The sequence below is a fragment of the Altererythrobacter lutimaris genome, from assembly GCF_013371495.1.
Taxonomy (GTDB): Bacteria; Pseudomonadota; Alphaproteobacteria; order Sphingomonadales; family Sphingomonadaceae; genus Erythrobacter; species Erythrobacter lutimaris_A.
The window spans coordinates 1-476 of record NZ_JABWTA010000019.1 but is presented as its reverse complement, the minus strand read 5'-3'; the positions used below and the strand labels follow the sequence as shown (position 1 = coordinate 476).

General features: G+C 70.2%; 1 pseudogene. It reads left to right on the top strand.

The window, feature by feature from the left end:
* Window positions 1–99: 99 nt before the first annotated feature.
* Window positions 100–476: pseudogene (locus HUO12_RS14355) on the top strand (hypothetical protein); the annotation flags it as partial.

Here is a 476-nt window from a genome sequence, read left to right as displayed (position 1 = left end):
AGGTGAACGCGAGAAAAGCCGCACTGCACACGTACACCACGCCGCACGGTGAAGCCCAGCCCCTACACTGACGCCCTGCACCGCGACCGCTACGCCTCCATGCGCATCGAAGACATCCGCCAGCGCCTGCGCGCGCTGGGCGCCAAACCCATCCACGAGCAGCGTGTGCTGCGCCTGTGGGCCCAGGCCCTGCCGCAAGAAGGCGGCAAGCGCCGCCCCGAAGCCTTCCTGCCCCAAGCACTGCGCGACGGCCTGCCCTGTATCCTCGCCGACATCGAGGGCCTGGCCAGGCTGCGCTCCGAGCATCCCGGCGAAGACGGCTCGGCCCGCCTGCTGCTGGACCTGGCCGACGGCCAGACCATCGAGAGCGTGCTGCTGCCGCGCGACGGCCTGTGCGTCTCCACCCAGGTGGGCTGTGCCGTGGGCTGCGTGTTCTGCATGACGGGCAAGGAAGGCCTGATCCGCCAGATCGGCAG